We start from the raw sequence: 25,430 nt of genomic DNA, 5'->3' as shown, positions 1-25,430 counted from the left end.
GACATGGCGGCGGCATGCCGCCATGGACTTTTTGTTGCGCGACTTTATTTACTGAGCAAGCGCATGCCCCGTTCCAGCCCGTCGATCGACAGGGGGAACATGCGGTCGTTCATCAGCTGGCGCATCACGCCGATGGACTGGCGGTACTGCCACAGGCCTTCCGGCTCGGGATTGAGCCAGATGAATTTCGGGAAGGCGCTGGTAAACCGGGCCAGCCAGACGGAACCCGCTTCCTCGTTGTTGTATTCGACGCTGCCGCCCGGCTGCAGGATCTCGTAGGGGCTCATGGTGGCGTCGCCGACGAAAATCAGCTTGGTGTCGGGCGGGTATTTGCGCAGCACGTCCCAGGTGGAAAAGCGCTCGGCGTTGCGGCGCCGGTTGTTCTTCCACAGGGTGTCGTAGACGCAGTTGTGGAAGTAAAAGAATTCCATGTTCTTGAATTCCGTCTTCGCCGCCGAGAACAGTTCTTCCGTGCGCTCGATATGGTCGTCCATGCTGCCGCCCACGTCGAACAGCATCAGCACCTTGATGCGGTTCTTGCGCTCGGGCCGCATCCTGATGTCCAGGTAGCCCGCGTTGTTGGCCGTGGCGGCGATGGTGGCGTCGAGCGCCAGTTCGTCTTCCGCGCCTTCGCGCGCGAACTTGCGCAGGCGGCGCAAGGCCACCTTCAGGTTGCGCGTGCCCAGCTCGCGTTCGCCGTCGTAATCCTGGTAGCTGCGCGCTTCCCATACTTTCACGGCCGTGCGGTTGCCGCCCTTGCCGCCGATGCGGATGCCTTCCGGATTCGTGCCGCCATTGCCGAACGGCGAAGTGCCGCCCGTGCCGATCCATTTGCTGCCGCCCTCGTGGCGTTCCTTCTGTTCCTTCAGCAGCTCGTTGAGGCGGTCCATCAGCTTGTCGTAGCCGAATTTTTCCAGCTGCGCCTTCTGCTCGTCGGACAGCTCGCGCTGCATGCGCTTGAGCAGCCAGTCGAGCGGAATCGCCGCATTCGTTTCGAAGGCCGCATTGACGCCCTTGAAGTACTGCGCGAACGCGCGGTCGAACTTGTCGAAATGCGCTTCATCCTTGACCAGGGTCAGGCGCGACAGATAGTAAAAATCATCCATCGACGCGCCGATGACATTCTTTTGCAGCGCTTCGAGCAAGGTCAGAAATTCCTTGATCGAGACGGGGATCTTGGCATCCTTGAGCGTGAAGAAAAAGTCGATCAGCATGGCGGCGCCTCTGCCGCGCGCGGCAGCGCTTGAATCGGCCGCTGCGCCAGCTTGTAGCGCAGGTGGGCGGCGATTTCCGGCCATTCGCCGCGCGTGATGCTGTACATGACCGTGTCGCGCACGGTGCCGTCGCGGCGCAGTGCGTGGTGGCGCAGCACGCCATCCTTTTTCGCGCCCAGGCGCTCGATGGCCGCTTGCGAGGCGTGGTTGAAATTATCGGTGCGAAAACCCACCAGCGCGCAGCCGAGCGTCTCGAAGGCGTGCGTCAGCAGCAGCAATTTGCAGGTGGTGTTGACATGGCTGCGCTGGCAGCGTTTGGCGTACCAGGTGTAGCCGATTTCCAGGCGGCCGATGCTGGGCACCACGTCGTGATAGCTGGTGGTGCCCAGTACCTCGCCGCTGGCGCTGTCGATGACGGCAAAGGCGAAGCGCGAAGGGCGCATCTCGATGCCCTTGAAGATGTACTGCTCCACCTGGTCCGGCTCGGGCACGGAGGTGACGCGCAGCTTCCACAGTTCGCCATCGGCGGCGGCCGCGCGCAGGCCGGGTGCGTGATGCGGCGCCAGCGCTTCGAGGCGGATGCCGTGCAATTCCAGTGGGACGAAGACCTTGTCCGGGACGATGTCGTTCATCGACGCGTCCTAGCGGTTGGTGCGCGACATGAACATCAGGCGCTCGAACAGGTGCACGTCTTGTTCGTTTTTCAGCAGCGCCCCATGCAGGGGCGGCACGATGGTCTTGTTGTCCTGGCTGCGCAGCGCCTCAACGGGAATGTCTTCGGCCAGCAGCAGCTTGAGCCAGTCGAGAAATTCCGAGGTCGACGGTTTTTTCTTCAGGCCCGGCACGTCGCGCACGGCATAGAAGGTTTGCAGCGCCTGCGCCAGCAGCTCCTGTTTCAGGTGCGGGTAGTGGACGGCGACGATCTGCTCCATCGTGTCCTTGTCGGGGAATTTGATGTAATGGAAGAAGCAGCGGCGCAGGAAGGCGTCCGGCAGTTCCTTCTCGTTGTTCGAGGTGATGATGACGAGCGGGCGATGGCGCGCCGTGACCATTTCGCGCGTTTCATACACATAGAATTCCATGCGGTCCAATTCGCGCAGCAGGTCGTTGGGGAATTCGATGTCGGCCTTGTCGATTTCATCGATCAAGAGCACCACCGGCTCCGGCGCCGTGAACGCCTGCCACAGCACGCCCTTGACGATATAGTTCTGGATGTCGCGCACGCGCTCGTCGCCCAGCTGCGAATCGCGCAGGCGCGAGACGGCATCGTACTCGTACAGGCCCTGCTGCGCCTTGGTGGTCGATTTGATATGCCACTGCATCAGCGGCATGTTCAGCGCGGCGGCCACTTCCTCGGCCAGCATGGTCTTGCCCGTGCCGGGCTCGCCCTTGATCAGCAGCGGGCGCTGCAGGGTCAGCGCCGCATTCACGGCCAGTTTCAGGTCGGCGGTGGCGACATAGCTGTCGGAACCTTCGAAGCGTTGGCCTTGCTGGGGGTGCTGTGCTTGCATGAGCGGTCTGCCAAAGTAGGGAAAGGGCAAGTATAAACAGAACTGTGGCGCACTGCCACGCGGGCGGCCTGTGCCCGTCTGCGACAGTGGATTTTTTGTGAGTGGACTTGCAAGAACATCTTGGTTAGAATCGGCAATCAACAGTTTAATTGTCAACATTTAAAGTCAACACATAAAATCAAAAAAAACCAGCTCTGGCGTTTCTCCGATTACCTTTGTTCACTTTGCCACTATGAAAAAAATATTTGCACTTCTCGTGCTTGCCGGCATCGCCAATGCCGTCACAGCGGCTGACATTGTAGGAAACGCCAAGGCAGCCACTGCCAAGGTGGAAATGTGTATCGGCTGCCACGGCATTCCGGGCTACAAGGCAACCTTTCCCGAAGTATTCCAGGTGCCGATGATCGGCGGCCAGCCCGCCAAATATATCGAGAACGCGCTGCAAGCCTACAAGAAGGGCGACCGCAAGCACCCCAGCATGAAGGGCATCGCCAGCAGCCTGTCGGACCAGGATATCGCCGATGTCGCCGCCTATTATGCGCAACAAGCCAAGCCGAACTGAGGACTAGCCAGATGAAAACACTACTCGCCGCCCTCGTTTGCGCCACCGTCTCGTTCGGCGCCAGCGCCGCCGGCAATATCAACACGGGCAAGGCCCTGGCGGAAAAATACAGCTGCGCCACCTGCCATGGCAAGGATTATGGCTCGCCCATCGACCCTTCGTATCCGAAGCTGGCAGGCCAGCACAAGGATTATCTGGAACACGCGCTGACCGCCTACAAGCGGGGCGACAAGCCGAACGGCCGCAACAACGCCATCATGACGGGCCAGGTCAAGCCGCTGAGCAACCAGGATATCAAGGACCTGGCCGCCTATTTCCACAGCCTGCCGACGACCCTGGTGATTCACCGCTGAGCGTTCCCGATGCCCATGCCGAAGCCACGCTAGCCGTGGCTTTTCTCATAGAGGGCCAGGAATGCCAGGCCGGCGATCACGGGGATGTTTTTCGTCAGCGGTCCGAAAGGGTGGAGCAGGAATTCCGGCAGGAAGACGGCGATCACCAGCGAATAGCCGGCCACCAGCGCGCACTGCGTCCACCACAGCCACGGCCTGGCATGGAGCAGCGAGGCGATGCCCATGGCCAGGTCGGCCAGGCAGGACGCGGCAAACACTTGTTCGGCATATAGCGTGACGCCGCTGCGGCGCAGCCAGGCGAGCGACTCCGCATGCGGATACAGGTACCAGGACACAAATGCCGTCCATAGCCAGAGGAAGGCCATGCCGAGGCGCATGGCCCAGTACAGCCGCTGCAGGTTCGCCGGCGTCATGGCGTGGGCTTGGCCACCATCAGCCAGTAGACCAGCATCAGCGCTACAAAGGCCGGCACGCCGAGCCAGAACCAGCAGCGCGCATAGGTCCAGTACAGGCGCGGCAGCGGCGCGCCCGTGTCGTCGGCCACGCGGGCCAGGCTGCGCATGCGGATCTGCAGCCACACCACGGGCAGCCAGCAGGCGCCGGCCAGCGCATACAGCAGCAGCGAGGCGAAGACCCAGCCGGAGAGGATAGGGTAGCCGGCCAGGTGCGCCAGCGCCAGTCCGGACAGCGGCTGGACAATGACGGCGGGCGTGGTGAACAGCCAGTCGGCCAGCACGGTCTTTTCGGCCGACAGGCGGATCGCGCGCACCTCGCCGCCCCGGTCGTTGATCCACTTGAAGAAGGCGATGCCGATGCCGGTGCCAAACAGGATGGTGGCGCTGAGGATGTGCAGCCATTTGACGAACAGGTAGCAGCTCATGCCGGCACCTCGGTCACGTCGTAGCCCTGCAGCGCGGCCAGATAAGCTTCCACCGTGAGCAGGCCGACGCAGGGCATGGCGCCGCGCGGTGCTGGCGCGCCATCGCTGGCCAGTTGTGTCGCCAGCGCGATGGCCGCGCCGCACGGGATGTGCGGACCGTGGTTTTGCGCCGCCAGCAACTGCCATGTCAAGGTCAGGGGCAAGCCATCCAGTCCCACGCCTTGCATCGTCACGAACATGGCGCCCTTGTCGCTGACCAGCGGTTCCAGCCAGTGGCTGATGGCGTGCAGCGGCTTGGCCAGCGGGACCAGGCTGCGCAACAGGCCCAGCCGCACCAGCTGCGCGGCGGCCCAGACGAACAGATGGCCGGGCGCGCCGGCAAAGCCGGCGTGAAACGTGACGGTTTCCAGGCCCGGATAGCGTTGCGGGAACAGCGCCAGGTCGGGCACGTCGCAACTGCCCAGCAAGCGCCGTCCCACGGGCGCGGCAAAGCGGTGGCGCTGCAGGTCAAGCCAGCCGTGCGTGCGTGCCTGGCGGCCGGCAACGAGGCGCTGGAACGGCTTGCCGCAATACGAGAAGATGCCCGTCATGGTGGCGAGGCCCGGTGCCCGGGCGCCGGAGGCGATGCCGTGGCGGATCGAGGTGAGCTGGCGGAAGCGCGGCAGGTAGCGGTCCACCACGGCCGACGACAGCGCCGGCAGCGAACTGGCGCCGCTGGTGACGAAGACGCCGCGCTGGCGCGCCCGCGCGTCGAGGCTGGCGATGCCGGCGACAAAATCGCGGCCGTCGGCCAGATCGATATAGTTGGCGCCGGCGTCGATTGCGGCGCAGGCGACGCGGTAATCCTGGCCCTGGAACGGACCGGCGGTATGGATCAGCGTATCGACGCCCAGTTCGGCCAGGCGCGGCGCCAGGCCGGGCGCATGGGCGTCGAGCGCCAGCGCTTGCCGTGGAGGCAAGCCCAATTGCGTCGTCAATGCCCTGGCCCTGGCGGCATCGCGCCCGGCCACCAGCAGATGAATATGCTTATTGCCGGCCAGCGCATGGCATATGCGCGTGCCGAAAAAGCCGTAACCGCCGAGTACAAGGAGGGTGTGATGGGCCAAGATATCCTTCGCTTGATGCGTGTCTTGGCAACATGATACTAGCTGATCAGCGGCGGCGCACGCAGTCGATATACGCGTCCGTGTCCGGCGGCAAGCCCGAGCGCTGCGAAGCCCAGATCATCTGGCCCAGGCATTCCATCACTTCATGGTGGGCCGCGTGGGCCGAATCGAGGCGCTGCGTCAGTTGCTGCACGGCCGGGCGGATGCCGCGCGGCTGGTCCACCTGCACCTGCTCCGTGATCGACAGATGCATGGACAGGTGCAGGAAGGGATTGGCTTGCCCCCCTTCGACGGAGTAATCGCGCGCCAGCGCCGCTTCCACGTCGGAGAGTTCATTTTCGTATTCGGGATGTTCGAGGATCCAGTCGAGCGCGATGGCTTCCATGGGCGTGAGGATGTCGTGGGCTCGGTGCTTGCGCAATGTTTCGCAAAAGAAGCGGCGTACATCGTCGGAAGAAGGGTTGAACATGGCTGGATGAAGTGGCTAAAGGGCAGCCGGCATTGTACCGCGTACGCAATGTGTGTACCCTGAGCCAGCTTTTTCTATCCTTCCACCAATTGCCTGGAGATTGCCCGATGTTGAATGACGCCGCCCTCGATACCCTGTTCTATGCCGCCCGCACGCACAACGGCTGGCAAGACCGCCCCGTCAGCGATGACTTGCTCAAGCAACTGTATGATACATTGAAGTGGGCGCCCACTGCGGCCAATGGCTCGCCCATCCGCATTGTCTTCGTCAAATCGCCCGAGGCGAAGGCGACCCTGGTCGAGTGCATGTCGGCCGGCAATGCGGCCAAGGTGGCGCAGGCGCCCGTGACGGCCATCATCGGCATGGACATGGCGTTTTATGAGCAATTGCCCAAGCTGTCGCCGCACGTCGACGCGCGTGCCTGGTTCGCGGGCAACCCGGCGCTATCCGATGCGACGGCGTTCCGCAATTCCTCGCTGCAAGGCGGCTATCTGATTCTGGCGGCGCGCGCGCTGGGCCTCGATTGCGGCCCCATGTCGGGTTTCGATACGGACAAACTGGATGCCGCGTTCTTTGCCGGCACCACCGTGAAAGCCAATTTCGTCTGCAGCCTCGGTTATGGCGATGCGGACAAAGTGCGTCCGCGCGCGCCGCGCCTGGCGTTCGAGGAAGCCTGCCGCATCGTCTGAACATCGTTGTTGTGAGCAATGTGAAGGGCATCGCGGATGCCCTTTTTCACGCCCGCTCCCCCTGCGCATGACCTGATAGTTACCAGAAAATAATACCTGGCAGTAAGTATTATCCACGATCCCCGCGCCCCGGCGGCGCCAAATAACGGTGATAAAATCGCCGTTCTTGATATTTGCTCTGGACATGACGGCGATTGTATTGCCGATTCCCGGCCGACAACGACGTCGCCCCGTCCAGTGTCCGCACCTTTGCCATCCGTACTCGCTCCCATTCAACCGGAGCGCGGCAGCATGCCTGACACCATCGCTCTTCGCCTTTCCGGCCGCCCTGGCGCTCCGGAGGCCGGACTGTTTTCATTGGCTGCAGCATAGGCGTTGCCGCGGTGGCGCACAAGAATCATCCTTCAGTATCACTCAATGGAGTTACGTATGCGTAAACCGCTATTACTTTTGATGTCGTGCCTGATCCTGGCGGCATGTGACAAAACCCCGTCAACGGCCTCGTCGGCATCGTCCGACAAGCCGGTCGACGTGCTGCTGGTCGGCGCCGGCACCATGAGCGCCACCCTGGGCAGCATGCTCAAGGAGCTTGACCCGTCGCTGACGATGGAAATGGTCGAGCGTCTCGATTCCGTGGCCGCCGAAAGTTCGGACGCGATGAACAACGCGGGCACGGGCCACTCGGCATTTGCCGAACTGAACTACACGCCGGAAGCGGCCGACGGCAGCATCGAGACCAAGAAAGCCGTTGCCATCAACGAGCAATTCGAAATTTCCAAGCAATTCTGGGCCTATCAGGTGGCCAACAAGCACCTGGGCGCGCCGCAAACCTTCATCAACAACGTGCCGCACATGGCCTTTGTCTGGGGCGACGCCAATATCGCTTTCCTGCACAAGCGCTATGAAGCGCTGCAAAAGGAAAACCTGTTCAAGGGCATGTTGTACTCGGAAGACCCGGCGCAGATCGCGCAATGGGCGCCGCTGGTCATGCAAGGCCGCGACAAGAGCCAGAAAGTGGCGGCGACACGCATGGACATCGGTACCGACGTCAATTTCGGCAACCTCACGCGCGGCCTGGTGAGCTACCTGACGGACAGCCATGGCATGGTCCTGCACCTGCGCCACCAGGTGGAAGATATCCAGCGCGGCGCCGATGGCGTGTGGAACGTCAAGGTGAAAAACCTGGCCGACGGCCAGGAAAAGACCATGCGCGCCAAGTTCGTCTTCATCGGCGCGGGTGGCGGTTCGCTGCCGCTGCTGGAAAAATCGGGCATCCCGGAAGCCAAGGGCTATGGCGGCGTGCCGGTCGGCGGCCAATGGCTGGTGACGACCAACCCGGAACTGGTGGCGGCGCATGCGGCCAAGGTGTATGGCAAGGCGTCCGTCGGTTCGCCGCCGATGTCCGTGCCGCATCTGGATACGCGCATCATCGATGGCAAGAAAGCCCTGCTGTTTGGCCCGTTTGCCACCTTCTCGACCAAGTTCCTGAAAAACGGTTCGTGGACCGACTTGCCAGGCTCGATCGGCACGGGCAATGTGAAGCCGATGCTGCAAGCCGGCTACGACAATATTCCGCTGACCAAATACCTGGTGGAACAGGTGATGAACACGCCGGAAGACCGCCTGAAGACCCTGCGCGAATACCTGCCGAACGCCAAGATGGAAGATTGGACCTTGCAAAACGCCGGCCAGCGCGTGCAGATCGTCAAGGATGACCCGGTCAAAGGCGGCTTGCTGCAGTTCGGCACGGAAGTCGTCGGCGCCGCCGATGGCAGCATCGTCGCCCTGCTGGGCGCCTCGCCAGGCGCCTCGACCGCGCCGCCGATCATGATCAAGGTGCTGCAAACGGCATTCAAGAGCCGCCTGGCCACGCCGGAATGGCAGGCCAAGATGGTGGAAATGGTGCCGTCGTACGGCCAAAAGCTGAACAACGACCCGGCCCTGGCCAACAAGATCCGCCAGTACAGCAGCAATATCCTGGGCCTGAAGGCGATCACGCTCGACGTGCCGGGCGCTGCGCCAGCACCGGCGGCACACTAAGTCAGCCGGACCGGCAGGGAAGTTTCCTGTCGGAATGAAAAAAGGGGCAGCCTGGTCAGGCTGCCCCTTTTGCGTGGGAGAGTGCGTTCATGGTACGGCGGACTACTCCTTGCCGGGCAGAATCAGCTCCGGCGTGCGCCCCTCGGCGGCGGGGCCGTCGCAAGGTTTTGCCGGTGCCACGCCGTCCTGCGCCCTGGGCGCATGGGGCTGGCGCAGGTAGCGCGCCGTGTGGCGGTGCTGCTGCGCTGTGTTGCCATGCACGGGCCAGGTCAGGAAGCGGGACAGCTCCTGCAAGGCGCGCTGGTACACATCGCGTTTAAATTCAATCACGACATCGAGCGGGACCCAGTACTCATGCCAGCGCCAGGCGTCGAACTCCGGATGGTCGGTCAGGCGCAGATTGACGTCGTTGTCGCGCGCGCACATTCTCAGCAGAAACCAAATCTGCTTCTGGCCACGGTAGTGGCCGCGAATCTCGCGCTTGATGAAGTGGTCTGGCACTTCATAGCGCAGCCAGTCGCGGGTGCGGCCGACAATTTTGACGTGTTCCTGTCTGAGTCCGATTTCCTCTTCAAGTTCGCGAAACATGGCTTGTTCCGGTGTTTCGCCATATTTGATACCGCCTTGCGGAAACTGCCATGAGTGCTCGCGCACCCGCTTGCCCCACCACACCTCGTTCTGGGCGTTTAGCAGGATGATGCCGACGTTGGGCCGAAACCCTTCACGGTCGAGCATAATGCACCTCAAACTTTCTGCGACAGAGCGTCTTTTTTTACATAATTACCCACAACTCCGCAAGCCGGCCACCTTTTCGGGGTGCGAAAAGGGCCGGAATCGCACCAATTGAGCGCATTTGTGTAAAGTATGGACGCATCAGCCAGCTAATCCTTTAAAATTAGGTTGATTATAACCCTCTCTTTTTAAAAAGAATTCACCGTTATGCGCGCCTCCCGTTTTTTTATTTCCACACTTAAAGATGCACCTTCTGACGCGGAAATCGTCAGCCACCAATTGATGATGCGTGCAGGCATGATCAAACGCCTCGGTTCCGGCATCTATACCTACATGCCGATGGGCTTGCGCGTGATCCGCAAGGTGGAAGCCATCATCCGTGACGAGATGAACAAAGCCGCCGGCATCGAACTGCTGATGCCGCTCGTGCAGCCGGCCGAACTGTGGCAGGAAACGGGCCGCTGGACCAAGATGGGCGACGAACTGATGCGCGTGAAAGACCGCCACGGCCGCGAATACGCGATTCAGCCCACGTCGGAAGAAGTCATCACGGACGTCGTGCGCACGGAAATCAAGTCCTACCGCCAGCTGCCGCTGAACTTTTATCACATCCAGACCAAGTTCCGCGACGAGCGCCGTCCCCGCTTCGGCCTGATGCGCGGCCGCGAATTCACCATGAAGGACGCGTATTCGTTCGACCGCGACCTGGCCGGCATGCAGGCATCGTACAAGGTCATGTTTGACGCCTACACGCGCATCTTCACGCGTTTCGGCCTGCAATTCCGTGCCGTGGCGGCCGACAACGGCGCCATCGGCGGTTCCGGTTCGCACGAATTCCACGTCATCGCCCACACGGGTGAAGACGCGCTCGTGTATTGCCCGACGTCCGATTACGCGGCCAACATGGAAGCGGCCGAAGCGCTGGCGCCGGCCGGCGAACGCCCGGCCGCCACCGAGGCACTGACGAAAACGGCCACGCCGGACACCGTCAAGTGCGAAACCGTGGCCGCCTTGCTGGGCCTGGAGCTGTCGCGCACCGTGAAAACCATCGCCCTGACGGTGGAGACGACGGGCAAGGACGAGAAAGTCACGAAACAGCACTTCATGCTGCTGCTGCGCGGCGACCATGAATTGAACGATATCAAGGTGGGCAAGGTTGCCGGCCTGGCCGGTCATCGTTTCTCGACGGAAGCGGAAATCCTGGAAGTCTACGGCACCATTCCCGGCTACCTGGGCCCGATCGGCACGCAAGCACCGGTCACCGTGGTGGCGGACCGCACGGTCGCCCACATGAGCGACTTCGTCTGCGGCGCGAATGACGCCGGTTTCCACTACACGGGCGCCAACTGGGGCCGTGACGTGGCCGAGCCTGCCATCGTGGCCGACTTGCGCAACGTCGTCGCCGGCGACGCTTCGCCGGACGGCCAGGGCGCATTGGCCATCGAACGCGGCATCGAAGTGGGCCACGTGTTCCAGCTGGGGACGGCGTACTCGGAAAGCATGAAAGCCACCTTCCTCGACGAAAACGGCAAGCCTGCGCCGCTGCAGATGGGTTGCTACGGCATCGGCGTGACGCGCATCCTGGGTGCCGCCATCGAACAGAACTTCGACGACAAGGGCATCATCTGGCCCGCCTCGATCGCGCCGTTCGAAGTCGTGCTGTGTCCGATGGGCATGGACCGCAGCGAACTGGTCAAGGAAGAGACGGAGAAGCTGTACGCGGCCCTGCAAGGCGCCGGCGTGGATGTCATCGTCGACGACCGTGGCCTGCGTCCAGGCGCCATGTTTGCTGACTGGGAACTGATTGGCGTGCCGCACCGCATCGTCATCGGCGAACGGGGCCTGAAGGAAGGCAAGCTGGAATACCAGGGCCGCCGCGATGCGGAAGCGACCGGCGTTGCGCCGGACGAGATCGTCGCCTTCATCCAGGGCAAAATGGCGCAGTGAAGCGCTTATCGGTAAGCACGACGGCTGGCGCGCTCGCGCTGGCCGCCTGCCTGGCCTGCGTCGCTCCGGCGCAGGCCGGCAACCAGAAGGAGGAGGCACTGGCTGACTCCGTCCGCCTGGCCCTGTCGCACGCGATCCGCGACGAGCGTCCGCCGCAACCCCAATTTGCCACGCCCGCCGACGCGCAGCGCTATCAGCAATGGCTGGCGCAGATGTCGTCGCGCCTGCAGCGCAAGCTGCCCGATGCGCAACTGCGCACGGAATTCCTGGAAACCGTCTGGTATGAGTCGCGCCGCGCGGGCCTGGAGCCGGCCCTGGTGCTGGGCCTGATCCAGGTCGAGTCGGCCTACCGCAAATATGCCGTCTCGCTGGCCGGCGCACGCGGCTACATGCAGGTGATGCCGTTCTGGACGGGCGTCATCGGCGACAGCGACCGCAGCAAGCTGTTCCACATGCAGACGAATTTGCGCTACGGCTGCGCCATCCTGCGCATGTACCTGGACATGGAAAAAGGCGACTTGTACCTGGCGCTGGGACGGTACAACGGCAGCCGGGGCAGGGCCGAGTATCCGAATGCGGTAAGGGCGGCTTGGAAGCAGTGGGAAGTCAAATAAAGGCTGGGGTCAGACCCCCGGCAGCGTTGGCGCAGAGCTTTGTGTTAACGGTGTTGAGGGTCTGACCCCAAAATGCCCCGCAGGGACTGACCCCAAAAAAATGCCCCGCTCGCAGTAATGCGGCGGGGCACTCACACGGCGCGTAACGCCCTGTGCGTATCTGATTATTTCAAATGATCGGAGATCAGTTTCGTCATTTCAAACATGGAGACTTGGGCTTTGCCGCCGAAAACGGCTTTCAGCTTGTCGTCCGCATTGATCATGCGGCGGTTGGCCGGATCTTGCAGATCGAGTTTTTTGATGTAATCCCATACCTTTTTGGTCACTTCCGTGCGCGGCAGTGGTGCTGCGCCAACAACGGCGGCCAGTTCTTTCGATGGCGTCATTGCTTTCATGAATGCTGCGTTTGGCTTGCGTGGTGTTGCCGGTGCTGCCGCTTTCTTCGCCGCTGCAGGTTTAGCTGCTGCCTTGGCTGCGGGTGCTGCTTTCTTGGCGGCTGCAGGCTTGGCTGCTGCTGCTTTGGCTGGCGCTGCTACTGGGGTTTTTTTGGCTGTTGCCATCTTCGAGCCTCCTTAACAAACACATGGGAAATTGCGCAATTAATCGCACGGCTAATATTGGTGTGGATTTACCTAGTATGCAAGTGTTTTTCACGTTTTCACGAGGAAAAAGCAGCGAAATGACGCGCCTGTCTCCCGGGCGCACCGCTTGGGGGCACAGAAGCGTGTTTTTGCCCGTAAATGGCATGGTTGCTGGCTATGCGGGGAGGGCTGCCGCAGGAGAAGGGAAGAGTGATGCCGGGCACATGAAAATGCAATCCGGCATTATCTGGAACAGTGTTTTTTGATCTATCGACTTGCGATACGCGGCGTAAAAAAGGCCTTCAAAATCACAGCGAGCGGGGATGATTTGTGGCCGAGAAGCGCAAGCGCACTCTAGTGCGCTGAGCATCGCCGGCCGCAAAGACCACCGCGCAGCGGATTTTGAAGCCTTACCTCATACCTGGCATCATGCCTTTCATACTGCGCATCATCTTCATCATGCCGCCGCCCGACAGTTTTTTCATCATCGTCTGCATCTGCTCGAATTGCGTCAGCATGCGGTTTACTTCCTGCACCTGCACGCCGGCGCCGGCGGCGATGCGGCGCTTGCGCGTGGCCTTGATCAGTTCCGGCTTGGCGCGTTCCTGCGGCGTCATCGAATCGATGATGCCGCACATGCGGCGCACCTGCTTGTCGGCCTGGTCCATGTTCTTGCCGCCTGCCGCCTGCTGGAACTGGGCCGGCAACTTGTCCATCAGGTTGGCCATGCCGCCCATTTTCTTCATCTGGCCCAGTTGCGCCTTGAAGTCGTTCATGTCGAACTTGCCGCCCACCTTGATTTTTTGCGCCAGGTCGGCCGCCGCCTTGCTGTCGACGCCCTTGCGTGCCTCTTCCACCAGGGCGAGGATGTCGCCCATGCCGAGGATGCGGTTGGCCATGCGGGTCGGGTCGAACGCTTCCAGGCCGTCGAGTTTTTCCGAGACACCGGCAAACTTGATCGGCTTGCCCGTGATGTGGCGCACGGACAGGGCCGCACCGCCGCGCGCGTCACCGTCGAGCTTGGTCAGCACGATGCCCGTCAGCGGCAGCGCGTCGTTGAAGGCCTTGGCCGTGTTGATGGCATCCTGGCCCAGCATGGCGTCGACGACAAACAGGGTTTCGATCGGTTTCACGGCGCCGTGGACGGCGGCGATTTCGCGCATCATCTCTTCGTCGATACCGAGACGGCCCGCCGTATCGATGATCAGCACGTCGTGGTAATGCTTTTTCGCCCAGTCCAGCGCGGCCAGGGCGATATCGACGGGCTTGTCCGTGCTGGAAGACGGGAAGAAGTCGGCGCCGACCTGGGCGGTGACCGATTGCAGCTGGGCGATTGCGGCGGGACGGTACACGTCGGCCGAGACGGTCAGCACTTTCTTCTTCTTTTCTTCCTTCAGGTACTTCGCCAGCTTGCCGACGGTGGTGGTTTTACCCACACCCTGCAGACCGGCCATCAGGATGATGGCGGGCGGCTGCTGGGCAAAGCTGATCTGCGACGCTTCCGGTCCCAGGTCGGCGCCCATCAGGGCGGCCAGCTCGCGCTGCACCACGCCGACCAGGGCCTGGCCCGGCGTGAGCGAGGAAATGACATCCTCGCCCATGGCTTTTTCTTTGACTTTGGCGATGAATTCGCGCACGGCGGGCAGGGCGACGTCGGCTTCGAGCAGCGCCAGGCGCACTTCGCGCAGCATGTCGGCGGTGTTCGCTTCGGTCAGGCGCGCCTCGCCGCGCATGGTCTTGACGACTTTGGCAAGCCGTTGGGTGAGATTATCTAGCATGATGAACCTGCAATGAAAAGCTTGGGAGTGGGCGGCGAAAGCCGGACGATGGGCGCCATTTTACCCCATCGCGGGGCCACGGCGTTCCCCTGCTGCACAGCCTGGCGGTCGGCCTGCCTTTGAATTAGTTGGTATTTCTGGCAATGCCGCGATTGCATGAAAGCTAAATTCGCGGTTAAAATGAGAATAATTCTTATTTACATTCTTGGGCGCGCTGCGCCTGACCGGAGAGGATGCCATGTCGGCCGCCGATTTTGCCCAGCAACAGGACTTGCACGCGCTCTACAGCAGCCATCACGGCTGGCTGCAGGGCTGGCTGCGGCATAAGCTGGGCAATGCGGGCGAGGCGGCCGACCTGGCGCACGATACTTTCATCAGCGTGCTGACGAATGGCACGGCGCCGCAGATCCGCGAGGCGCGGCCGTTTCTCGCCACCATCGCGCGCCGCCTGCTGGCGCACCGCTACCGCCGGCAAGTGCTGGAAGACGCGTATCTGGAAGCGCTGTCCTGTCTGCCGCCCGAGGTGGCGCCCGCGCCCGAAGCGCGTTTGCTGGCGCTGGAAGCCTTGCAGGAAATCGACGCGGCCCTCGATGGCTTGCCCGGCCCCGTGCGCACGGCGTTTTTGCTGGCCCAGCTGGAAGGCCTCAGCTATGCCGAGATCGCCGCGCGCCTGCAGGTGTCGGCCAGCTCGGTCAAGCAATACCTGACGCGTGCCAACCGCCAGGTGTTTTTCTCGCTGCCGGCATGAGCACCTTGCGTGGATCTGCGGCCCCGCCGGCCATCCGCGAGGCGGTGCAGCAGCAGGCGGCCGAGTGGCTGACCATGCTGATGTCGGGCGAGATGGATGCAGCCGCGCAGGCCGCATGGCAGCGCTGGCGCGGGGCCGACCCGGAACATGAACGGGCCTGGCGGCATATCGAGGCCGTCTCGCAGCGCTTCAACGGCGCGTATGGCGATGGCGCGCAGCGCACGGCCGCCGCCCAGGCCCTGGCCAGCGCCGGGCCGCCCGCCAGTCGCAAGCGGCGCCAGCTGCTGGCGTGGCTGGGCGTGGCCGGCGGTGGCGGCTTGCTGGCCGCGCAGACATCTGCCTGGGATGGCGCGCGCAGCTTGCGCGCCGATTACCGCACGGCCACGGGCCAGCGCCGCGACGTGGCGCTGGCCGATGGCAGCGTGCTCAGCCTGAATACGGGATCGGCCGTGAACGTGCGTTTCGACGCCAGCCGCCGCCTGATCGAATTGCTGGCCGGCGAAATCCTCGTCACCAGCGGCCACGGCGCCGGCAGCGCCGCGCCGTTGGTGGTGGCCACGCGCGAAGGCCTGGTGCGCGCGCTGGGCACGCGCTTTTCCGTGCGCCAGCAGGATGGCGTCAGCACGGTGGACGTGTTTGAAAGCGCCGTCGAGATCCGCCCCCGCGACGGCCAGGGCGCGCCGCTGCGCCTGGCGGCCGGGCGCGGCGTGGCGTTTTCACGCCAAGCAACGGACGCGCCGCACGCCATCGATGCGCATGCCGATGCCTGGTCGCGCGGGCAGCTGATCGTCGACGACGTGACGTTGGGCGATTTCCTGGCCGACCTGGCCCGCTACCGCCCCGGCGTCATCCATTGCGCGCCGCAAGTGGCCCGGCTGCGCCTGTCCGGCGTGTTCCCGCTGGCCGATACCGGGCGCATCCTGAACATGCTGCCGCACTCGCTGCCCGTGCAGGTGCGCAGCCGCACGGCGTATTGGGTGACGGTGGAATCGGCCCCGTAGCCACGCGTCGTAAAAAAATACTGGCCATCCGGCTGCCCGTTTTTCGTTTTCGCGGCACCTACAGAGTAGGGCGCCTTTCTTTTACCGTCTCATGACGCCACCATCAGGAATTTGCATGTCGCACGCTTTGCTTTTTGTCAGTTTGCCCTCCCCCCATGCCGCACGGCGCCCGCTGGCGCAAGCGGCCGCCGCCCTGTGCCTGGCCGCCAGCCTGCCGGCGCTGGCGCAGCAGGCCACCCCTGTTGCCTCCACTGCCGAGCAGACCATGGGCGCGGTATCCGTCACGGCGGGACGCGATGCGACAACGGAAGGCAGCGGCTCCTACACGACGGGCGTGAGCAATACGGCAACCAAGCTGAACCTGTCGCTGCGCGAGACGCCGCAGTCGGTCAGCGTGCTGACGCGCCAGCAGATCGACGACCTGGGCATCACGACGCTGGACGACGCCGTGCAGTCGATCACGGGACTGGTCATGCAGAAGGGCAACTTCACGGGCGACTCGGGCAGCTTCAGCGCGCGCGGCTTCCCCGTCGATAACATCCTGCTCGACGGCTTGCCCACCAGCCTGGGCGCGAACGGCACTTTCAATGGCGACAATGACGACCTGGCCATCTACGACCGCATCGAGGTGGTGCGCGGCGCCACAGGCTTGACGACGGGCAGCGGCACGCCCAGCGCGGCCATCAACCTGGTGCGCAAGCGCCCGACGGCCACCCCGCAAGCCTCGTTCTCGGCCAGCGTGGGCAGCTGGAGCAACTACCGGCTGGAAGCGGACGCGGCCAACGCGCTCAACGCAGCGAAGACCCTGCGCGGGCGCATCGTCGTCACGCTGCAGGACAAGCAGGATTTTGTCGACGTGCTGCATGGCCGCAATCACCAGCTGTACGGCGTCGTCGAAGCGGACCTGCGTCCCGACACCACGCTGACCGTGGGCGCCCACTACCGCAAGACGGACAACGATGGCGTGACGACGGGCGTGGTCACGGCCGCCGATGGTACTTTCCTGAACCTGCCCCGCTCGACCTACCTGGGCACCGATTTCGATGAATGGCGCCAGACGGACAAGACCATCTTCGCCGAACTGGAACACCGTTTCGGCAACGGCTGGAAGGCCAAGCTGGCCGCCACGCGCAAGACGCCCGAGATCGACACCACGTTTTCCGGCATCAACCGCCGCGGCGACACCCTGCGCTTCAACTCGCAAAGCTACCGCGCCGAACTGGCCAACACCAGCTACGACGCGTACGCCAGCGGCAGCTACAGCCTGTTCGGCCGCGAGCACGAGCTGACCGTCGGCGCCAGCCACCGCCGTTCGTCGAAAAACAGCTATGGCGGCTGGGCCCCGTACAGCTGGGGCGCGGCGGCGCCCGTGCTCGACCCGTACAACTGGGATGCGGGCGGCGTGGCGCGCCCCGTCATCAACTACGCGCAGTGGCGCACGGCCAGCATCACCGAGCAAAGCGGCGTGTATGCGGGCACGCGCCTGCGCCTGGCCGATCCCCTGTCGCTGGTGCTGGGCGGGCGCGTGAGCTGGTACAAGGACGATGCCGGCTACTCGGTGGCGCGCGAATTCACGCCGTACGCCGGCGTCGTGTATGACCTCGACAAGCAGCATTCCGTGTACGCCAGCTGGACCGAGATCTTCCAGCCGCAGGCGTCCACCGACGCCAATGCGCAGCCGTTGAAGCCGATCAGCGGCACCAATTATGAAGCGGGCGTGAAAGGCGAATACTTCGGCGGCGCCCTCAATGCCAGCGCCGCCGTATTCCAGATCCGCCAGCAGAACCGGGGCGTGGACGACCTGGCTGGCCCGAATCCCTGCCCGGGCAGCACCTGGGGCTATTGCCAGCGCGCCTCGGGCGAGGTGCGCAGCGAAGGCGTGGAACTGGACGTGGCGGGCGCCTTGACGCCGGACTGGCAGCTGTCGGCCGGTTTTACCTATGTGAAGGCGCAATTCACGCGCGACAGCGACCCGGCCAATATCGGCAAGGATTTCAACAGCCGCTATCCGCGCCAGCAGCTCAAGCTGGCCACCAGCTACCGCCTGTCCGGCGCGGCGCAGGGCTGGCGCGTCGGCGCCTCCGTGTACGGGCAGGGCGCGACGGAGTCGAGCGACGGCACCTACCATCTGCGCCAGGGCCGCTACGCGATCGTGGGCCTGAATGCGGCGTGGCAGATCGACAGCCGCGCCGAGCTGCGCCTGAACGTGAACAATGCGCTGGACAAGCACTATTACCAGAGCATCTATTCCGATGTCTTCGGCAATCTGGTCGGCGCGCCGCGCAATCTGATGCTGACCTTGAACTACAAGCTATAACCGAATAACTTTGAATCACCTATCTTGATGAAGGATGCATGGCTTATGGATGTGCAGTTGAACCTGGCCCGCGATGGCGTGACCGCGCTGGTGCCGCAGGGAGCGCCGCGATGATGAAGTCGGCCAACATGATGTTGTTCTCGCGCGTGCTCGCCGCCGTCTTTGGCGGCTATGCGCTGACGTCCGGCGTGGCCGTGCTGCTGGCGGCCGTGCTGCCGCTGTCGCGCGCCGAGGCCGTGCTGACGGCCACCTTGAGCGCCTTTGCCGTGTATACCTGTGCCGTGATCTGGGTCTTTGCCGTGCACGACCTGCGCCGCGTCTGGCTCGGCATGCTGCTGCCGGCCATCCTGTGCGGCGGCATCGGCATGCTGCTGTCGCGGGGTGCCGCATGAACGCCGTCAAGGTAGACAAGGTGGTGAAAACGCCGCAGCAGGGCGGCTTGCGCCAGGCCATGGCCTGGCTGCATACGTGGAGCGGCCTGTGGATTTCCTGGCTGCTGTTCGCCATCTTCCTGACCGGCACCCTGGCCGTCTTCGACGACCCGATCGGCCACTGGATGACGCCCGAACACGCGTTGGAAGAAGCGGCGCATGCGAACGATCCGCCGTTGCCGAAGGTCACGGACCGTGGCCACCGCCTGGAGCTGGCGCTCGACTTCATGGCGAAGGAGCACCCGAAGGCGGACATGTGGGAAATCTGGCCCGTGCAGCGTCCCGGCCATGGCCTGTCGGCCTACTGGTTCCAGCCCGGCGGCGGCTATGGTTCGGCCGATCTCGATCCGCTGACGGGGGCCGTCGTCGAGCATGCGCGCGAGGCGACCGAGCGCGAGACCATCGGCGGCCACCATTTCGTCGATTTTCATTACGAACTGCATGCGGGCCGCATCGGCGTCTGGATTGTCGGCATCACCACCATGATCATGCTGGTGGCGCTGGTCAGCGGCGTCATCACGCACAAGCGCATCTTCAAGGATTTCTTCACCTTCCGCCCCGCCAAGGGCCAGCGCTCGTGGCTCGACGCGCACAACGCCGTGGCCGTGCTGACCTTGCCGTTCCAGTTCATGATCGCCTATACGGGCCTGTCGTTTTTCAGCGATGACTATGTGCCGGCGCCCGTGGTGGCGCAATACGGCATGGAAAACGGCAAGCGGGCCTTTTTAAGCGACTGGAACGATACGGGCAAGCCCGCGCGCATCGGCCAGCCGCTGGCCATTCCCGCGCTGGAACCGTTCGCGCAGCGCGCCGAGCAAGCCATCGGCCAGGAAATCCGCGCCGTGGTGCTGGACAATCCGAATGACGCCTCGATGCGCGTCTGCATGTACGGCTGGAACGAAGAGACGGACACGATGGAACGCATCAGCGCCAACACGGGCATGGCCTGCTACGCGCTGGCCACGGGCCAGCAGATCGCCGTGCGCCAGCCGGGCGAGTCGAACACGGGCGGCGCGGGCCTGACCCGCATCGTCATGTCGAACCTGCACATGGCCGGTTTCGGCGGCACGCCGATGCGCTGGCTGTACTTTTTCTGCGGCCTGGCCGGCACGGCCATGATGGGCACGGGCGCCATCCTGTTCATGGTCAAGCGCCGCCAGAAGTCCGGCGGCGAATTCGGCGCTTACACGCAGCGCGTGTACCGCGTCATCGAATGCCTGAACGTGGCGGCGATCGCCGGCCTGGCTGTCGCCTGTATCGGCTACCTGTGGGCCAACCGTTTGATCCCCGTCGGCATCGAGCACCGCGCCGGCTGGGAAGTGCGGGCCTTCTTCGGCGTGTGGTTTGTGATGCTGGTACATGCCAGCCTGCGCGGCGAAAAACGCGCATGGATCGAGCAACTGTGTTTGCTGGCCGCCCTGTGCCTGCTGCTGCCCGTACTGAACGTGCTGAGCACGGGCGACAACCTGGCGGCGCAAATCGCGCGCGGCGACTGGGAAAGCGCCGGCGTGGAATTGTGCAGCGTGGCCTTCGGCCTGCTGGCCGCCTGGGGCGCGTGGAAAGTCCACAAGCGCAAGGAAAAACCGCTGAAAAAGCCGATCAGCAAGGAAATGCCATCGGCCAGCCTGCACGTCACCACGGAGGGACAGTCATGATCAACACCATCCTGTGCGCGCTGGGCCTGTCGTATGCGGGCATGGCCAGCCTCTCGCTGGCGATGGACCGCCATCACGGCCAGGTATGGGGACGTGATGCGGCGCCGAACGTGCGGCGCGCGCTGCAGCTGGCCGGCGCCCTGTTGCTGGCGCTGGCCATCTGGCCCTGCGTGGCCGGCTGGAGCGCCACCGTCGGCGTGGTCGCCTGGCTGGGTTTTATTTCGGCCGGCGCGCTGCTGGTGGCCCTGCTGCTGCCGTATGCGCCCCGATTGCTGTTGCGTAGTTCCCTGCTGGCAGCCGTCGCCGCGCTGGCAGGTCTTGTGACGTTCCTGCGGTGATGTCCACCGCTATTTTCAAGGATAGACCGATGTATCTTTCACGTTTGGCGACACCGTTTTACTTTAGCTGCAACCGCAAGGCGGCTTCCTGATGGCGGCCCGCCTGCCTTCGCGCCGCGCCCGCATCCTGGGCGGCGTGGTCTTGCTGGCGCTGTTCGGCGCCGGTGCCCTGTGGGCCACGCGCGGCCCGACAACCGTGTTCGACACGGCCCCCGTCAAGCGCGGCAACATCGAGGCCAGCGTCACGGCCATCGGCACCCTGCAGCCGCAAACCTATGTCGACGTGGGCGCGCAGGTGTCGGGCCAGATCACGCGCCTGCACGTGCAGCCCGGCAGCGCCGTGGAAAAAGGCCAGCTGCTGGCCGAGATCGACCCCAGCGTGCAGCAAGCCACGGTCGACGCGGGCCGCGCCGCCCTGGCGGGCTTGCGCGCGCAGCTGGCCGACCAGCAGGCGCAGCACCGCCTGGCGGGCCAGCAGCATGGCCGCCAGAAGCAGATGGCCAAGTTCGATTCCACCCCGCTGGCCGACCTGGAAACGGCGGAAGCCACCTTGGCCTCTGCCGCCGCCAAGATCGACCACCTGAAAGCGCAGATAGCCCAGACCCAGGCCAGCCTGAAGGCGGACGAGGCGCGCCTGGGCTATACGCGCATCTATGCACCGATGGCCGGCAAGGTGGTGGGCCTGGACGCGAAGGAAGGGCAGACCCTGAACGCCACGTACCAGACGCCGAACATCCTGCGCATCGCCGACCTGTCGGCCATGACGGTGTGGACGGAAGTGTCGGAAGCGGACGTGCGCCGCGTGCGCCCGGACATGCCCGTGTATTTCACCACCCTGGGCGGCGACCAGCGGCGCTGGAGCGGCAAGGTGCGCCAAGTGCTGCCGGCGCCGCCGGTGCCCGGTGGTTCCGCCGCCGGCACGGCGCTGGCGCCGTCGACCAGCAAGGTCATTCTGTATACCGTGCTGTTCGACGTGGATAACGCGGACGGCGAACTGATGCCGCAGATGACGGCGCAAGTGGTGTTTGTCACGGCGGCGGCGAACAATGTGCTGGCCGTGCCCTTGCCGGCCTTGAAGCCATCGACGCAGGAAGGCGCGAAACCGGGGCAGTTCACGGCCCGCGTGATGGATGCGGATGGCAAGGTCGATACGCGCGCCGTCACCGTCGGCGTGCGCAACCGCCTCAGCGCGGAAGTGCTGCAAGGCTTGCGCGAAGGCGAATTGCTGGTCACGGGCGAGCAGCCGGCCGGCAGCGGCAGCAGCAGGTTCCAGCTGTGAGCGCCATGAGCGAGGCCGCGTCGCTGGGGCAACCCGGGCAGCCGGACCAGCCGCCGCCCCTGATTGAGCTTGCCGGCATCCGCAAGCGCTACGGCGGCCATGACGGCGCGCCGGCCGTGGAAGTGCTGCGCGGCGTGACCCTGGCTATCGGCGCCGGCGAATTCGTCGCCATCGTCGGCGCGTCCGGTTCCGGCAAGTCGACCCTGATGCATCTGCTGGGGTGCCTGGACCGGCCCAGCGACGGCACCTACCGCTTCGCCGGCCAGGACGTGGCCAGCCTGAATCCCGATGCACTGGCGTGGCTGCGGCGCGAGGCGTTCGGCTTCGTCTTCCAGGGCTACCACCTGATCGCCACGGAATCGGCGCGCGAAAACGTGGAAGTGCCGGCCCTGTACGCGGGCATGCCGGCCGCCGCCCGCCACGCCCGCTCGGAGGCGCTGCTCAAGCGCCTGGGACTGGGCGAGCGGCTCGATCACCGGCCGAACCAGTTGTCGGGCGGGCAGCAGCAGCGCGTATCGATCGCCCGCGCCTTGATGAACGGCGGACGCATCATCCTCGCCGATGAGCCGACGGGGGCGCTCGACAGCAGCAGCGGCGCCGAAGTCATGGCCCTCTTGGGCGAGCTGGCCGACGCGGGCCATACCATCATCCTGATCACGCATGACCGCAAGGTGGCGGCCCAGGCGCGCCGCGTGATCGAGATCAGCGATGGCCAGATCGTCGAAGACTCGGGCGCCGTCGCCATTCCCGCCACGTCGACGGCCTTGCCGCCGCTGGACCTGTCGCGCGCCGCGCATGATACGGGCGCGTCGCTGGGCACGGAATTGCTCGACGCGGCGCGCGCCGCCTGGCGCGTGCTGTGGATCAACCGCTTCCGCACGGGCTTGACCCTGCTGGGCATCATCATCGGCGTCGCCTCCGTGATCGTCATGCTGGCCATCGGCCTGGGCACGCGCCAGCAGGTGATGGCGCAGCTGGGCGCCTTCGGCTCGAACTTGCTGTACATGGCGTCGCGCGGCGAAAGCTCGCGCATCCCCGGGCGCAGCATCACGCTGGCCGATCTCGACGCGCTCAAGGACGTGCCGGGCATTTCCCACGTGCTGCCGAATGTCACGGGCAACAAGGTGATCCGCCACGGCAACCTCGACGTGCAGACCTATGTGCGCGGCACGGGACCGGCCCTGCCGCAGATCCAGACCTGGCCCGTGGCCAAGGGCGGCTTCTTTACCGAGGAGGACGAGCGCGAGATGGCCACCGTGGCCGTGCTGGGCGCGCACCTGGCGGAAAAGCTGATGCCCGACGTGGCCAATCCCGTGGGGCAGAATATCCTGATCGGCAACGTGCCGTTCCAGGTGATCGGCGTGATGAGCGCGAAGGGCGCGCTGACGGGCGAGAAGGATGAGGACGACGTGCTGCTGCTGCCGTTTTCCACGGCCGGCATCCGCGTCTTCGGCCAGCGCGAGCCGACCTACACCGTCATGGCGGTGGCCGACGTCAAGCGCGTGACGGAAGTCGAGGCGGCCGTCGATGCCACCATGTTCGAGCGCCACCGCATCCGCGACTATGGCATCAGCAACGCGGCCGCGTCGATCGCCGCCGAAGCGAAGACGCAGGACAACATGACCATCATGCTCAGCCTGATCGCCGCCGTCTCGCTGGTGGTGGGCGGCATCGGCGTCATGAACGTGATGCTGATGACGGTGCGCGAGCGCACGCGCGAAATCGGCATCCGCATGGCGACGGGCGCGCGCCGGCGCGACATCCTGCGCCAGTTCCTCACCGAAGCGGTGCTGGTGTCGGTGGTGGGCGGCGTGGCCGGCATCGTGGTCGGCGTGACGGTGGCCGGCTTGCTGCTGGTGTGGGACGTGCCCGTGATCTTTTCGCTGAGCGCCATCGCCGGCGCCTTCGGCTGCGCCGTGGTGACGGGATTGGTGTTTGGCTTCATGCCGGCACGCAAGGCGTCGGGACTCGATCCCGTGGTGGCGCTGGCGGGGCAGTAACGCTTCACGCAGCGGGGGCTGCTCCCGCGTTCGCCTGCCTTTGCGCTGCCGCAACAGCGCCAAGGCAGGCTGTGCATAAAAAAGATTGCTCCTGACTCAACACACGGTACTATCTCCCCATAATAAAAAAGCAGTGTTTCGTGTTTTATGCCCTCGCGGGCACATACCCACCACCACAGGAGAAACCGATGCAGAAAAATTTGACCTTGAAGACCGGTATCGCCGCCGCCCTCGTGCTGGCGTTCGGCATGGGCGCCGTCCAGGCGCAGGAAGTCGTGCGCCTGGGTAATCTGAAATTTGCCCATTACGGCGCCGTGTCGTACATCAAGGAAATCGCGCCCAAGTGCGGCATCAAGGTGGAAGAGCATATCTTCGCCAAGGGACTCGACGTGATGCAGGCCATCATCGCGGGGGAACTGGACGTGGGCGCGACGGCATCCGAGGCCGCCATTTCCGGCCGTGCCGGCGGCGCGCCCATCTACGTGGTGGCCGGTTTTGCCAAGGGCGGCGCGCGCCTGGTGGCGGGCACGGGGCAAAAGATCGCCAGCGTCAAGGACTTGAAGGGCAAGCGCGTGGGCGTGACGCGCGGCGGCATCCAGGAAGTGCTGCTGCTGGCGGAACTGTCGCAGGCGGGCCTGACGTATGCGGAAACCAAGGGCAAGGATGTGCAACTGGTGTTCCTCGCCTACGCCGACCTGAACCAGGCGCTGATGGGCAAGAATATCGATGCCATGATGCAATCGGAACCGCAATCGTCGCAGGCGATCAACAAGGGCTTCGGCAGCGAAGTCATCAAGCCGTACGACACGCCGATTGGCGAGCCCGTGCGGACCATGGTGATGACGGAAAAATTCTACAAGGAACGCCGTCCCGTGGCGGAAAAATTCATGCGCTGCTTCGTCGAAGCGACGAAAACCTTTATCGACAACAAGGCGACGGCGGAAAAATACGTGCGCGAAGTGGTCTTCCGCGGACAGATCACGAAGGATGACTTCGACGATGCGATCAGCAATTCGCCGTATTCGTACGACATCTCGCCCGAACACATCCAGATCACCACGGACGTGATGGTGAAAACGGGCGTGGGCCGCATGGCGAAGCCGCCCGTGGCCAAGGACTGGGTCAAGACGGACTTGCTGGAGCAGGCGAAAAAGAGCCTGAATGTGAAGTAAATCAGGACGCCCT

25 protein-coding genes are annotated in these 25,430 nt (G+C 64.1%); 15 read left to right on the top strand and 10 right to left on the bottom strand.

The features are described 5' to 3' along the window. Positions 1–44: 44 nt before the first annotated feature. From BM193_RS13225 to BM193_RS13215, 3 genes are read right to left on the bottom strand one after another with little or no spacing between them, the layout of a single operon-like run. Complete coding sequence (locus BM193_RS13225) at positions 45–1,214, bottom strand: vWA domain-containing protein (RefSeq protein ID WP_092796434.1); 1,170 nt, start codon at positions 1,212–1,214, stop codon at positions 45–47. Continuing rightward, positions 1,208–1,846 (bottom strand): GNAT family N-acetyltransferase, encoded by a 639-nt coding sequence (locus BM193_RS13220; RefSeq protein WP_092796432.1) that lies wholly within the window; start codon positions 1,844–1,846, stop codon positions 1,208–1,210. Before BM193_RS13220 ends, BM193_RS13225 begins: the two co-directional genes overlap by 7 nt. Positions 1,847–1,855: 9 nt before the next feature. Continuing rightward, positions 1,856–2,725: an AAA family ATPase gene (locus BM193_RS13215; RefSeq protein ID WP_092796430.1), complete on the bottom strand. Its 870-nt coding sequence runs from the start codon at positions 2,723–2,725 to the stop codon at positions 1,856–1,858. Positions 2,726–2,957: 232 nt separating this feature from the next. On the opposite strand from BM193_RS13215, the gene BM193_RS13210 reads away from it, so the two are divergent. Both BM193_RS13210 and BM193_RS13205 read left to right on the top strand, forming a co-directional pair. Next, positions 2,958–3,287 (top strand): c-type cytochrome, encoded by a 330-nt coding sequence (locus BM193_RS13210; protein WP_092796428.1) that lies wholly within the window; start codon positions 2,958–2,960, stop codon positions 3,285–3,287. Between the two features lie 11 nt (positions 3,288–3,298). Further along, entirely contained in the window at positions 3,299–3,640 is a 342-nt protein-coding gene (locus BM193_RS13205; RefSeq protein ID WP_092796426.1) for a c-type cytochrome, read from the top strand. Between the two features lie 29 nt (positions 3,641–3,669). Here BM193_RS13205 and BM193_RS13200 read toward each other — a convergent pair whose 3' ends face one another. Genes BM193_RS13200 through BM193_RS13185 form a run of 4 tightly spaced genes read right to left on the bottom strand, consistent with a single transcriptional unit; the run spans position 3,670 to position 6,095 of the window. Further along, entirely contained in the window at positions 3,670–4,053 is a 384-nt protein-coding gene (locus tag BM193_RS13200; protein ID WP_092796424.1) for a DoxX-like family protein, read from the bottom strand. Further along, positions 4,050–4,520, bottom strand: coding sequence for a DUF2269 family protein (locus BM193_RS13195; RefSeq protein WP_092796422.1), 471 nt, complete (start codon positions 4,518–4,520; stop codon positions 4,050–4,052). Before BM193_RS13195 ends, BM193_RS13200 begins: the two co-directional genes overlap by 4 nt. Then, positions 4,517–5,626 carry a saccharopine dehydrogenase family protein gene (locus BM193_RS13190; protein ID WP_092796420.1) on the bottom strand — a complete coding sequence of 370 codons (1,110 nt, stop codon included), beginning with the start codon at positions 5,624–5,626 and terminating at the stop codon, positions 4,517–4,519. Before BM193_RS13190 ends, BM193_RS13195 begins: the two co-directional genes overlap by 4 nt. 46 nt (positions 5,627–5,672) lie before the next feature. Further along, positions 5,673–6,095 carry a DUF1841 family protein gene (locus BM193_RS13185; protein ID WP_092796418.1) on the bottom strand — a complete coding sequence of 141 codons (423 nt, stop codon included), beginning with the start codon at positions 6,093–6,095 and terminating at the stop codon, positions 5,673–5,675. 107 nt (positions 6,096–6,202) lie between these two features. On the opposite strand from BM193_RS13185, the gene BM193_RS13180 reads away from it, so the two are divergent. Together BM193_RS13180 and mqo are read left to right on the top strand one after the other, a co-directional pair. After that, on the top strand, positions 6,203–6,784 hold the full coding sequence (locus BM193_RS13180; RefSeq protein ID WP_092796416.1) for a malonic semialdehyde reductase: 582 nt from the start codon (positions 6,203–6,205) through the stop codon (positions 6,782–6,784). A 429-nt stretch (positions 6,785–7,213) separates the two neighbouring features. Further along, positions 7,214–8,824, top strand: a complete 1,611-nt coding sequence (mqo, locus tag BM193_RS13175) for a malate dehydrogenase (quinone) (RefSeq protein ID WP_254786108.1) — start codon at positions 7,214–7,216, stop codon at positions 8,822–8,824. A gap of 102 nt (positions 8,825–8,926) precedes the next feature. Here the strand turns inward: mqo and BM193_RS13170 are convergent, their stop codons facing one another. After that, the gene (locus tag BM193_RS13170; protein ID WP_092796412.1) at positions 8,927–9,559 is read right to left on the bottom strand and encodes an RNA pyrophosphohydrolase; all 633 of its coding nucleotides are present in this window, start codon (positions 9,557–9,559) and stop codon (positions 8,927–8,929) included. Between the two features lie 204 nt (positions 9,560–9,763). On the opposite strand from BM193_RS13170, the gene BM193_RS13165 reads away from it, so the two are divergent. Both BM193_RS13165 and BM193_RS13160 read left to right on the top strand, forming a co-directional pair. Beyond that, on the top strand, positions 9,764–11,503 hold the full coding sequence (locus tag BM193_RS13165) for a proline--tRNA ligase (RefSeq protein ID WP_092796410.1): 1,740 nt from the start codon (positions 9,764–9,766) through the stop codon (positions 11,501–11,503). Further along, a complete protein-coding gene (locus BM193_RS13160; RefSeq protein WP_092796408.1) occupies positions 11,500–12,117 on the top strand; it encodes a lytic transglycosylase domain-containing protein in 618 nt (205 codons plus the stop codon). Before BM193_RS13165 ends, BM193_RS13160 begins: the two co-directional genes overlap by 4 nt. 164 nt (positions 12,118–12,281) lie before the next feature. Here BM193_RS13160 and BM193_RS13155 read toward each other — a convergent pair whose 3' ends face one another. Both BM193_RS13155 and ffh read right to left on the bottom strand, forming a co-directional pair. Continuing rightward, a complete protein-coding gene (locus BM193_RS13155) occupies positions 12,282–12,677 on the bottom strand; it encodes an SWIB/MDM2 domain-containing protein (protein WP_071653383.1) in 396 nt (131 codons plus the stop codon). 431 nt (positions 12,678–13,108) lie between these two features. Then, positions 13,109–14,476 carry a signal recognition particle protein gene (gene ffh, locus BM193_RS13150; RefSeq protein WP_034780269.1) on the bottom strand — a complete coding sequence of 456 codons (1,368 nt, stop codon included), beginning with the start codon at positions 14,474–14,476 and terminating at the stop codon, positions 13,109–13,111. Between the two features lie 238 nt (positions 14,477–14,714). Between ffh and BM193_RS13145 the strand changes: the two genes are divergently transcribed. The 9 genes from BM193_RS13145 (at position 14,715) to BM193_RS13105 (ending at position 25,417) form a co-directional block, all read left to right on the top strand. Continuing rightward, complete coding sequence (locus BM193_RS13145; protein ID WP_092797145.1) at positions 14,715–15,224, top strand: sigma-70 family RNA polymerase sigma factor; 510 nt, start codon at positions 14,715–14,717, stop codon at positions 15,222–15,224. Then, positions 15,221–16,225, top strand: a complete 1,005-nt coding sequence (locus BM193_RS13140; RefSeq protein ID WP_175533271.1) for a FecR domain-containing protein — start codon at positions 15,221–15,223, stop codon at positions 16,223–16,225. Before BM193_RS13145 ends, BM193_RS13140 begins: the two co-directional genes overlap by 4 nt. A gap of 115 nt (positions 16,226–16,340) precedes the next feature. After that, on the top strand, positions 16,341–18,542 hold the full coding sequence (locus BM193_RS13135; protein ID WP_217638418.1) for a TonB-dependent siderophore receptor: 2,202 nt from the start codon (positions 16,341–16,343) through the stop codon (positions 18,540–18,542). A gap of 110 nt (positions 18,543–18,652) precedes the next feature. Continuing rightward, entirely contained in the window at positions 18,653–18,934 is a 282-nt protein-coding gene (locus BM193_RS13130) for a hypothetical protein (RefSeq protein ID WP_092796402.1), read from the top strand. Next, positions 18,931–20,628, top strand: a complete 1,698-nt coding sequence (locus BM193_RS13125; RefSeq protein WP_175533270.1) for a PepSY-associated TM helix domain-containing protein — start codon at positions 18,931–18,933, stop codon at positions 20,626–20,628. Before BM193_RS13130 ends, BM193_RS13125 begins: the two co-directional genes overlap by 4 nt. Then, positions 20,625–20,966 carry a DUF3325 domain-containing protein gene (locus tag BM193_RS13120; protein WP_092796400.1) on the top strand — a complete coding sequence of 114 codons (342 nt, stop codon included), beginning with the start codon at positions 20,625–20,627 and terminating at the stop codon, positions 20,964–20,966. The genes BM193_RS13125 and BM193_RS13120 overlap by 4 nt, the downstream gene beginning before the upstream one ends. 91 nt (positions 20,967–21,057) lie before the next feature. Further along, a complete protein-coding gene (locus tag BM193_RS13115) occupies positions 21,058–22,245 on the top strand; it encodes an efflux RND transporter periplasmic adaptor subunit (RefSeq protein ID WP_092796398.1) in 1,188 nt (395 codons plus the stop codon). A gap of 5 nt (positions 22,246–22,250) precedes the next feature. After that, positions 22,251–24,245: a MacB family efflux pump subunit gene (locus BM193_RS13110; protein WP_092796396.1), complete on the top strand. Its 1,995-nt coding sequence runs from the start codon at positions 22,251–22,253 to the stop codon at positions 24,243–24,245. Positions 24,246–24,433: 188 nt separating this feature from the next. After that, on the top strand, positions 24,434–25,417 hold the full coding sequence (locus BM193_RS13105) for an ABC transporter substrate-binding protein (protein WP_092796394.1): 984 nt from the start codon (positions 24,434–24,436) through the stop codon (positions 25,415–25,417). Positions 25,418–25,430 lie beyond the last annotated feature (13 nt).

The organism is Janthinobacterium sp. 344 (genome assembly GCF_900112025.1).
Classification (GTDB): Bacteria; Pseudomonadota; Gammaproteobacteria; order Burkholderiales; family Burkholderiaceae_D; genus Janthinobacterium.
The sequence above is the reverse complement of the archived record's forward strand: the minus strand, read 5'-3'. Positions and strand labels throughout refer to the sequence as shown.

Coding starts and splice junctions, on each gene's coding strand:
- BM193_RS13225 (WP_092796434.1), bottom strand. CDS start 1,214: ATGCTGATCGACTTTTTCTTCACGCTCAAGGATGCCAAGATCCCCGTC.
- BM193_RS13220 (WP_092796432.1), bottom strand. CDS start 1,846: ATGAACGACATCGTCCCGGACAAGGTCTTCGTCCCACTGGAATTGCAC.
- BM193_RS13215 (WP_092796430.1), bottom strand. CDS start 2,725: ATGCAAGCACAGCACCCCCAGCAAGGCCAACGCTTCGAAGGTTCCGAC.
- BM193_RS13210 (WP_092796428.1), top strand. CDS start 2,958: ATGAAAAAAATATTTGCACTTCTCGTGCTTGCCGGCATCGCCAATGCC.
- BM193_RS13205 (WP_092796426.1), top strand. CDS start 3,299: ATGAAAACACTACTCGCCGCCCTCGTTTGCGCCACCGTCTCGTTCGGC.
- BM193_RS13200 (WP_092796424.1), bottom strand. CDS start 4,053: ATGACGCCGGCGAACCTGCAGCGGCTGTACTGGGCCATGCGCCTCGGC.
- BM193_RS13195 (WP_092796422.1), bottom strand. CDS start 4,520: ATGAGCTGCTACCTGTTCGTCAAATGGCTGCACATCCTCAGCGCCACC.
- BM193_RS13185 (WP_092796418.1), bottom strand. CDS start 6,095: ATGTTCAACCCTTCTTCCGACGATGTACGCCGCTTCTTTTGCGAAACA.
- BM193_RS13180 (WP_092796416.1), top strand. CDS start 6,203: ATGTTGAATGACGCCGCCCTCGATACCCTGTTCTATGCCGCCCGCACG.
- mqo (WP_254786108.1), top strand. CDS start 7,214: ATGCGTAAACCGCTATTACTTTTGATGTCGTGCCTGATCCTGGCGGCA.
- BM193_RS13170 (WP_092796412.1), bottom strand. CDS start 9,559: ATGCTCGACCGTGAAGGGTTTCGGCCCAACGTCGGCATCATCCTGCTA.
- BM193_RS13165 (WP_092796410.1), top strand. CDS start 9,764: ATGCGCGCCTCCCGTTTTTTTATTTCCACACTTAAAGATGCACCTTCT.
- BM193_RS13155 (WP_071653383.1), bottom strand. CDS start 12,677: ATGGCAACAGCCAAAAAAACCCCAGTAGCAGCGCCAGCCAAAGCAGCA.
- ffh (WP_034780269.1), bottom strand. CDS start 14,476: ATGCTAGATAATCTCACCCAACGGCTTGCCAAAGTCGTCAAGACCATG.
- BM193_RS13145 (WP_092797145.1), top strand. CDS start 14,715: ATGTCGGCCGCCGATTTTGCCCAGCAACAGGACTTGCACGCGCTCTAC.
- BM193_RS13140 (WP_175533271.1), top strand. CDS start 15,221: ATGAGCACCTTGCGTGGATCTGCGGCCCCGCCGGCCATCCGCGAGGCG.
- BM193_RS13135 (WP_217638418.1), top strand. CDS start 16,341: ATGTCGCACGCTTTGCTTTTTGTCAGTTTGCCCTCCCCCCATGCCGCA.
- BM193_RS13130 (WP_092796402.1), top strand. CDS start 18,653: ATGATGAAGTCGGCCAACATGATGTTGTTCTCGCGCGTGCTCGCCGCC.
- BM193_RS13125 (WP_175533270.1), top strand. CDS start 18,931: ATGAACGCCGTCAAGGTAGACAAGGTGGTGAAAACGCCGCAGCAGGGC.
- BM193_RS13120 (WP_092796400.1), top strand. CDS start 20,625: ATGATCAACACCATCCTGTGCGCGCTGGGCCTGTCGTATGCGGGCATG.
- BM193_RS13115 (WP_092796398.1), top strand. CDS start 21,058: ATGGCGGCCCGCCTGCCTTCGCGCCGCGCCCGCATCCTGGGCGGCGTG.
- BM193_RS13110 (WP_092796396.1), top strand. CDS start 22,251: ATGAGCGAGGCCGCGTCGCTGGGGCAACCCGGGCAGCCGGACCAGCCG.
- BM193_RS13105 (WP_092796394.1), top strand. CDS start 24,434: ATGCAGAAAAATTTGACCTTGAAGACCGGTATCGCCGCCGCCCTCGTG.